This window comes from Pseudomonas sp. GXM4, assembly GCF_008923895.1.
Lineage (GTDB): Bacteria > Pseudomonadota > Gammaproteobacteria > Pseudomonadales > Pseudomonadaceae > Aquipseudomonas > Aquipseudomonas atacamensis.
In genome coordinates, this window is the sequence record NZ_WBRZ01000246.1 from 1 (window position 1) to 8,053 (window position 8,053).

The window sequence follows — 8,053 nt, forward strand, 5'->3', positions numbered from 1 at the left end:
CCAACAGCCGACCGCGGAGCGTCCGATGAGGCATTCCCACGCAGAGCGTGGGAACGATCAGTCGAGGGAACGATCAGCGGAGCGAATTCCGGCTGCGAAACCGCTCAAGAATGAAGTATTGTTGTGCCCATCCAAAAAAACGTCAGAAGCCTTGAACCGTTTCGGCGGTTGTTCAGTGATAGAGGGTGTCATGGGTAACGAAAGCATCAATTGGGACAAGCTGGGTTTTGACTACATCAAGACCGACAAGCGCTATCTGTCGTACTTCCGCGATGGCGAGTGGGACAAAGGCACCCTGACCGAAGATAACGTCCTGCACATCAGCGAAGGCTCCACCGCCCTTCACTATGGTCAGCAGTGCTTCGAAGGCATGAAGGCCTATCGCTGCAAGGACGGCTCGATCAATCTGTTCCGCCCGGACCAGAACGCCCTGCGCATGCAACGCAGCTGCGCGCGTCTGCTGATGCCGACGGTCGACACCGAGCAGTTCATCGAAGCCTGCAAAGCCGTGGTTCGCGCCAACGAGCGGTTCATTCCGCCGTACGGCACTGGCGGCGCGCTGTACCTGCGCCCGTTCGTGATCGGCGTCGGTGACAACATCGGCGTACGCACCGCGCCCGAATTCATTTTCTCGATTTTCTGCATCCCGGTCGGCGCCTACTTCAAGGGTGGCCTGACCCCGCACAACTTCCAGATCTCCAGCTACGACCGCGCGGCCCCGCAAGGCACCGGTGCGGCCAAGGTCGGTGGCAACTACGCCGCCAGCCTGATGCCGGGCTCGAAAGCCAAGAAAGCCAACTTCGCCGACGCGATCTACCTCGATCCGATGACCCACACCAAGATCGAGGAAGTCGGTTCGGCCAACTTCTTCGGGATCACTCACGACAACAAGTTCGTCACCCCGAACTCGCCATCGGTCCTGCCAGGCATCACCCGCCTGTCGCTGATCGAACTGGCGAAATCGCGTCTGGGCCTGGAAGTGGTTGAAGGCGACGTGCTGATCGACAAGCTGTCGGACTTCAAGGAAGCCGGTGCCTGCGGTACCGCTGCGGTGATCACGCCGATTGGTGGCATCAGCTACAACGATCACCTGCATGTGTTCCACAGCGAAACCGAAGTAGGCCCGGTGACCCAGCAGCTCTACAAAGAGCTGACTGGCGTGCAGACCGGCGACATCGAAGCGCCAGCGGGCTGGATCGTCAAGGTTTGATCTGACGACCGCTGATGCTCAAAAGCCCTCCACCGAGTGATTGGTGGGGGGCTTTTTTGTAGGGCTGGGCTCTGGTGTCGTATTGAAGAACGTCACCCCCTCACCCCAGCCCTCCCGAAACGTCGGACCGCCCCCAAGGGGGCGAGGGGGAAAGGGAGCCGACTTGTGCGCTTTTCAAAAATCGCGTTCGCCTCGGCCATTCAGGTCGATGGAGTTCGCAAGAACACCTCGGTCGGCTCCCTCTCCCTCCGGGAGAGGGCTGGGGTGAGGGTAGGCTTTTCGCTCTTCAAGGCAATCCGTTTACCAAGTCGATCAGCAATCCCGCTCGCCTGCCCATTCTGCTGCTTGCCCATCCGCGCCTGGGTGATCAATCCCGGTATCAACTCGCCCTCCGGCAGATTCTTCCAGAACCGCACCGGCAGATGCCCTTGCATGACCTTCGGGTTCAACCGCGCCGGGTTGAAGATGTGGCTGTAATAGGTCAACCACAAATCGCCGTGGGGGTCATCGACGTTCTGTGCCAGTTGCTGCCATTCAATCGGGCATTGCCGCTCGTGAATCAATTGCTCACCGTCGTAGTACACACCATCGCGCGGTGTGGCGATCAACCAGCGATGCTGGCCCATGCGCCCGATGAAATGCTCGCTGGCGCTGTGCAGGATGTCATGGGCCGGTTCGTGCCACGCCACGTATTGTGGACCAGGCAGATCCTTGGACCGCTCGATGAAACGCACGAATGCATGCAGATGATGGGCCTCGCGACTGACCTGCTTGATGCGCCGCTGCAATTCGCTGCCGAGCTTGTCGCCCGCCATCATCGCCGTACGGTCGCCGTGACTGACGCGCCAGAGCACTTCATACAACAGGCTCCAGCGCTGTTCGCCGCGATAGCGCGCCGCTTGTTCGAGGGTGGCGAGCAGCGCACGGGGAATACGCGCCTGAAACGGCCCCTGCCCTTCGGGCACGTGATCATCACTGGCAAACAGATCGCCAACGCCTTCCGCCGCCCAGCTCACCAGACTTGGATCGATTTCATGGCTGAGCAACCAGCGCGCCTGCTGGCGCCAGGTATCGAACAGATCGTCACAATCGAGACTGATCATCCCCACAACCCCATCTGCTGCGGCATCGGCCGGTCGCGCAATTGCTGATAGAGCATGTGACTGGTGACTTCCGCCTGTTGCGGGTGGTAATCGCTGGTGATGATGAACGGCTTGGCCTTGGCCAGCACACAGCGCATCCGTGCCACATCTTCGTAACGGATGCGGCGCTGACGGCGCAACTCGACCAGGCGCTCGGTGGTGCGCAAGCCGATGCCCGGGATCCGTGCGATCAACGTCGCGTCAGCACGGTTGAGGTCGAGCGGGAACACTTCGCGATTTTCCAGCGCCCAGGCCAGCTTCGGATCGATATCAAGCGCCAGATTGCCCGGGCCTTTAAGCAATTCGTCAGCGCTGTAGCCGTAGCTGCGCAGGAGGAAATCAGCCTGATACAAACGGTGCTCGCGCATCAGCGGTGGCGCGGCGAGCGGCACGCTTTTCGGGCTGTCGGGGATCGGACTGAATGCCGAGTAATAGACCCGGCGCAAACGGAAGTTGCCATACAGGGACTGAGCGCTGTGGAGGATGGTGCTGTCGTCGGTGTCATCGGCACCGACGATCAGTTGCGTGCTCTGCCCGGCCGGGGCGAATTTTGCCGAGCGCGGTTCGTTCAATACCGTCTGCACGCCGGTGTAGATGGTGTTCATCGCTTGCTTGATCGAGGTGATGTCCTTCTCCGGCGCCAGTGTCTGCAGGCTGGCGTCGGTGGGCAGTTCGATGTTGACGCTGAGGCGGTCGGCATAGCGCCCAGCCTCCTCGATCAAGGCCGGATCGGCTTCCGGAATGGTCTTCAAATGGATGTAGCCGCGAAATTCGTGCTCTTCACGCAGCAACTTGGCGACGCGCACCAGTTGCTCCATGGTGTAGTCCGCCGAGCGAATGATCCCGGAGCTGAGAAACAGGCCGCTGACGCAGTTGCGGCGGTAGAAATCCATGGTCAGCGTCACGACTTCTTCCGGGGTGAAGCGCGCACGTGGCACATCGCTGGAACGGCGGTTGACGCAGTACTGGCAATCGTAAAGACAGAAGTTGGTCAGCAGGATTTTCAGCAACGACACACAGCGCCCGTCCGGCGTGTAGCTGTGGCAAATGCCCATGCCGTCCGTCGAACCGAGCCCGCTCTTGCCCTCGGAGCTGCGCTTGGGCGCACCACTGCTGGCGCAGGAGGCGTCGTACTTGGCGGCGTCGGCGAGGATGCTCAGCTTGTCGATGATTTGCATGGCGCGGGCTCTTTACTGTGTGCATATACAGTATAGACTCGCCCGCCGCGAAACAAGTTGATGGATGACCCCTCGTCGGCTGGCCATCCAGATCGCGGCGTGTGGGAGCGAGCCTGCTCGCGAATAGGCCCTGCCAGTCACCGCAACTCAGTGATCAAACCGCCCACTGCAATATCAACCAGCTGTTCGCCCCGCTGATCAACACAAACAGCCCCCAGGCCAGCACCCGCGTGGGCCAGCGATTCACAAACGGCCCCATCAGCCGTTTGTCGTTGGTCATGCGAATCAGCGGGTACAAGGCAAACGGCAACTGCAGGCTGAGCACCACCTGGCTCAACACCAGCAACTTGCCGATAGCGCCATCACCGAGCAGCCATACGCCGATGAACGCCGGAATCAGCGCCAGCCCGCGGGTGATCAAACGCCTCTGCCAGCACGGGATGCGCAGGTTCAGATAGCCCTCCATGATCACCTGCCCGGCGATGGTCCCGGTGAAGGTCGAACTTTGCCCCGACGCGAGCAGTGCCACGCCGAACAGCACACTGGCCAGCGCACCGCCAACCAGTGGGTCGAGCAGGTGATAGGCGTCCTGAATGTCGACCACATCGGTGTGCCCGGACTGGTGAAACGCCGCCGCTGCGAGAATCAGGATCGCCGCGTTGACCAGCAACGCCAAGGCCAGAGAACCGATGGTGTCGATGCGTGCCAGTTTCACCGCGTCCTGTTTGCTCTCCAGGTCCTTGCCGATCATCCGCGTTTGCACGATCGAGGTGTGTAGATAAAGGTTGTGCGGCATGACGGTGGCGCCGAGGATGCCGATGGCCAGATACAGCGGCTCAGCATCGCCAATAGCCGACAGCGACGGTTTGAAGCCCATCGCGACGTCTGGCCAGTAGGGTTTGATCAACAACAACTCAACGAAGAAACACACGCCAATGGTCGCGACCAGCACCAGCATGATCGCTTCGAGACGGCGGAATCCCCGGTTCTGCAGGGCCAGCACCAGCAGCGTGTCGAACGCCGTCAGAGCGATACCGAAGGTCAGCGAGCAACCGAGCAGCAAGTGAAACGCGAGAGCGCAGCCGAGCACTTCGGCGAGGTCGGTGGCGATGATCGAGATTTCCGCCAGCAGCCATTGCAGGCGCGCGGTCGGCGTGCTGTAGCGCTCGCGGGACAACTGCGCCAGATCGCGACCAGTGGCGATGCCCAGCCGCGAACACAGGCACTGCACGACCATGCCGGCCAGACTCGCCAGGAGCACCACGAACAACAGGCTGTAGCCAAAACGCGAACCGGCCTCGATCGCGGTCGCCCAGTTGCCCGGATCCATGTAGCCGATCGACACCAGCAAACCGGGACCGGCGAAACGCAGCACACGTTTGAAGAACGAGGCAGTCGAATCGACCGCAACACTGCCGGCCACTTCCGGCGGGCAAAACGGCGCGGTGGCGATTTTGGGCAAACTGAATTTCACGCACACATCCAGAAACAAAAACGGGAGCCCGGCAGCTTAGTCGTTTCGCCTGATGCCTTGAAGCGCAAAGATCACTGAACCTATGGGTTCACCCCCAGCAACTGCTCGCGCAACTCGGGACTGCGTGTTCGCGGATCCAGCCAGATATCGAAAAACGCCTTGGCAAACTGCGGATCCTCGATCTCATGCTGGAGCTTCTGCCCGACAAAAAACCGCGCGCCCTGCCCCGGCAGATACACGCCGGTAATCCGCGTGCCGGCCTGGACGTCGACAAATGATTGCTGCATCTGCGCCTGCCAGCCGGCCAATTGCGCTGAAGTGACCCGAGGACCGGCAAGGCGTTTGATCTCATCGACGCTGGTGCTGACCAGATCGTCGCGCGAGATGTTGCGCCGGTAGATCAGCTCCAGTGCAAACGGCTGGCCGTCCGCCAGCGGCCGTGCAGCACTCCACAAGCGCGCGCTGTAAACATCGAAGCCGAACACGCTGAAATCGCCGCTGCCGATGATTTGCGCCCCCGGCACCGCGTCCTGCCAATTGGCCCACGTCGGCGTCAGCAACAGTGCCCACAAGCCGATGCCACAACAGCCACGAACAAGCTTGGGTGTTCTGTTCATCGCCGTATCGTCTCCGCTGCATTCTGATGATCAAAGCATAGCCGGATTCGCGCCTGAATTTTTGTATACAAAAATTGCGAACATAGGCAGCAATCTTTAATCGGCAGTGCTAACGTGGCTCATCCTGACCCGATGGAGACACCCGCGTGCTGATCCTCAAACTGCTGCTGATTCCCGGTTTTCTCCTGCTGATTTCCCTGGCGGGCAAACGTTGGGGGCCGAGCGTGGCCGGGTGGCTGTCAGGATTGCCGGTGGTGGTCGGGCCGATTCTGTTCTTTCTGGCGATTGAACAAGGGCCGCAGTTTGCCGCGCAATCAGCGGTCGCGGCGCTGTCGGCGATGTTCGCGATGATCGCGTTCTGCATCACCTATGCGCAGGTGGCGCAGCGGGCGAACTGGCCGTGGGCGTTGACCATTTCACTGGCGGTGTGGGCCGCGCTGGCGACGGTGTTGTCGGTGATTCCGGCGTCCTTGCCGTTCTCGGTGATTGCGGCAGCGGTGGCACTGCTCGCTTCGCCTTATCTGTTCCCGGAGGTGCAGCCGGTGTTGAACGGACCAGCACCGAAGTCCGACAAACTGATCTGGCGAATGATTGCCGGCGCGGCACTGACACTGGTGGTGACGATGCTGGCAAGCACCGTCGGCGAACGCTGGAGCGGCCTGCTCGCGGTGTTCCCGGTGCTCGGCAGCGTCATGGCAGTGTTCTCGCAACAAACTCGCGGCCCGGCGTTTACCGCTGCGTTATTGCGCGCAACGGCGACCGGCATGTATTCGTTCTCGGCGTTCTGCCTGGTGTCGGCCCTGACGCTGCCGAGCATGGGCCTCAGCGGTTTTGTCGTAGGCGTGGCAGTGTCGGTGGCGATGCTCGGGGTGACCCGGCGTCTGCTGGCGCGGCCATTGGCCAAGGCGCAAGCGCAATAACCGCCCGGACGAATCGCGCTGGAATGCCCGGCACGCTCCGTGGGATGATCGCCCGCCTCGCGCGACCATTCACCGGAGATTCACATGTCATTGTTGAGCAAAAAAGCCGTCGTCCTGATGCTGGCGGCCATCGCTGGTTTCGCCGCGATCAACGCGCACGCCGCCAAGGAAAAAGTCAAAACCGAAAAGGTCTCGCTGCTCGACGGCAAGTTTGCCTTTGTCCTGCCCAAAGGCTTTGTCGCCGACCCGCTGCCCGCCAGCCCGAGCGGGGCCAAGGGCACGATGTACACCAACCAGGCCACCAAAACCGTGGTCATCGCCGCCGAAAACCAGATCCCGGCTGGGCAGAACGTCAAGGACAACGACGGTGAGTTTCTCGACGGCAGCGTGTCGAGTTTCATCGACGATCAGCGCAAGGCCCTGTCGGACTTCAACAAGCTCAGCGAAAAAAGCCTGACCCAAAAAGGCACCGGCCTGGGGCTGCGTCAGGTTGACAGCACCGCCACTCAGGGCGGTGGCCAAACCCTGAACACCACATTGCTGGCCGGCTCGGGGACGAAGATGGCGCTGGTGCAGGTGATTTCCCGCGCCAGCGACAAAAAAGGTCACGATGCCCTGGTCAAAGCCATCGTCAAGGATTGAGCCGCTGCAACCAGCCGTTCAAATCGCGCAATTCGGCCGCACTGATGCTGTGGCCGACGCCCGGATACGCGTGAAACTCGGGCTGGTAATCGAGCTTGTGCAATAGCGCGTTGGCCTCGGTGCCGTGACGGTAAGGCACCGGATCATCAGCGGTGCCGTGGCCGATAAATATGCTCAGCGGCAGTGGCGCTTGCCCGGGCTTGAGTTCGGCTTTGAGCACCGGCAACAAGCGCCCGCTCAACGCGGCAAACCCGCCCACGACCGCTGGCGCGCGCAGGCCCACTTCGTAGCTCATCATCGCGCCCTGGCTGAAGCCGATCAGGTACACCTTGTCCGGCGCGGCGTGATATTTCTTCGCCGCCTGGGCGATAAAGTCGCGCAGCTTCTGACCGCTGACCTTCAGATCATCGGTCTCGCCGTTGTAGGCGCCTTCGCCCTTCTTGCGAAACCACTGGAAACGTCCTTCACCCAACGTCATCGGTGCGCGCACGGAAAGGTAGTTGTACTGCGCCGGCAGCTGAAATTTCATGCCGATCAGATCGGCCTCGTTACTGCCGTAACCGTGCAGGAAAATCACCAGCGGACGTGGTTCGGCGTCGGCATGGACCTGTTCGAGGTATTTGAGCGGCAGGTCGGATTGCAGGGTGGTTTGCGCGTGGACGGCGGTGGATGCGAGCAGGGTCAGCAGGGCGAACAACTTCAGCATTACAGCGTTCCTTCACAGAGTGTCGGGTTCGCGGGGGAGCCTAACATTCTCGGCTGAGGATCCAAATTTTGTGGAGTGGCTGATGCCGCTATCGCTGGCAAGCCAGCTCCCACAAGAATTACGGCGTCTACAAAATCTGGGATCAACCGCAACCCTGTGGGAGC

At 61.1% G+C, this 8,053-nt stretch carries 7 protein-coding genes and 1 pseudogene; 3 read left to right on the forward strand and 5 right to left on the reverse strand.

Annotated elements, in window-relative coordinates:
• Window positions 1–190 precede the first annotated feature (190 nt).
• The gene (locus F8N49_RS22465; RefSeq protein WP_016775201.1) at window positions 191–1,210 is read left to right on the forward strand and encodes a branched-chain amino acid aminotransferase; all 1,020 of its coding nucleotides are present in this window, start codon (window positions 191–193) and stop codon (window positions 1,208–1,210) included.
• A 284-nt stretch (window positions 1,211–1,494) separates the two neighbouring features.
• On the opposite strand, the pseudogene F8N49_RS22470 reads toward F8N49_RS22465, so the two are convergent.
• The 4 genes and pseudogenes from F8N49_RS22470 to F8N49_RS22485 form a co-directional block, all read right to left on the reverse strand.
• A pseudogene (locus F8N49_RS22470) lies at window positions 1,495–2,313 on the reverse strand (TIGR03915 family putative DNA repair protein); the annotation flags it as partial.
• Entirely contained in the window at window positions 2,310–3,530 is a 1,221-nt protein-coding gene (locus tag F8N49_RS22475; RefSeq protein WP_024013352.1) for a putative DNA modification/repair radical SAM protein, read from the reverse strand. The pseudogene F8N49_RS22470 and the gene F8N49_RS22475, both read right to left, overlap by 4 nt.
• A 154-nt stretch (window positions 3,531–3,684) precedes the next feature.
• Window positions 3,685–5,004, reverse strand: a complete 1,320-nt coding sequence (locus F8N49_RS22480) for an Nramp family divalent metal transporter (RefSeq protein WP_151552661.1) — start codon at window positions 5,002–5,004, stop codon at window positions 3,685–3,687.
• Between the two features lie 80 nt (window positions 5,005–5,084).
• Window positions 5,085–5,621, reverse strand: a complete 537-nt coding sequence (locus F8N49_RS22485; protein ID WP_024013354.1) for a chalcone isomerase family protein — start codon at window positions 5,619–5,621, stop codon at window positions 5,085–5,087.
• Window positions 5,622–5,767: 146 nt separating this feature from the next.
• On the opposite strand from F8N49_RS22485, the gene F8N49_RS22490 reads away from it, so the two are divergent.
• Together F8N49_RS22490 and F8N49_RS22495 are read left to right on the forward strand one after the other, a co-directional pair.
• Window positions 5,768–6,541 carry a hypothetical protein gene (locus tag F8N49_RS22490; RefSeq protein ID WP_151552663.1) on the forward strand — a complete coding sequence of 258 codons (774 nt, stop codon included), beginning with the start codon at window positions 5,768–5,770 and terminating at the stop codon, window positions 6,539–6,541.
• A gap of 84 nt (window positions 6,542–6,625) precedes the next feature.
• Window positions 6,626–7,183 carry a hypothetical protein gene (locus F8N49_RS22495; protein WP_122751073.1) on the forward strand — a complete coding sequence of 186 codons (558 nt, stop codon included), beginning with the start codon at window positions 6,626–6,628 and terminating at the stop codon, window positions 7,181–7,183.
• Here the strand turns inward: F8N49_RS22495 and F8N49_RS22500 are convergent.
• Window positions 7,173–7,889, reverse strand: a complete 717-nt coding sequence (locus tag F8N49_RS22500) for an alpha/beta hydrolase (protein ID WP_125918657.1) — start codon at window positions 7,887–7,889, stop codon at window positions 7,173–7,175. The two genes, F8N49_RS22495 and F8N49_RS22500, sit on opposite strands and share 11 nt — an antisense overlap.
• Between the last annotated feature and the right edge of the window lie 164 nt (window positions 7,890–8,053).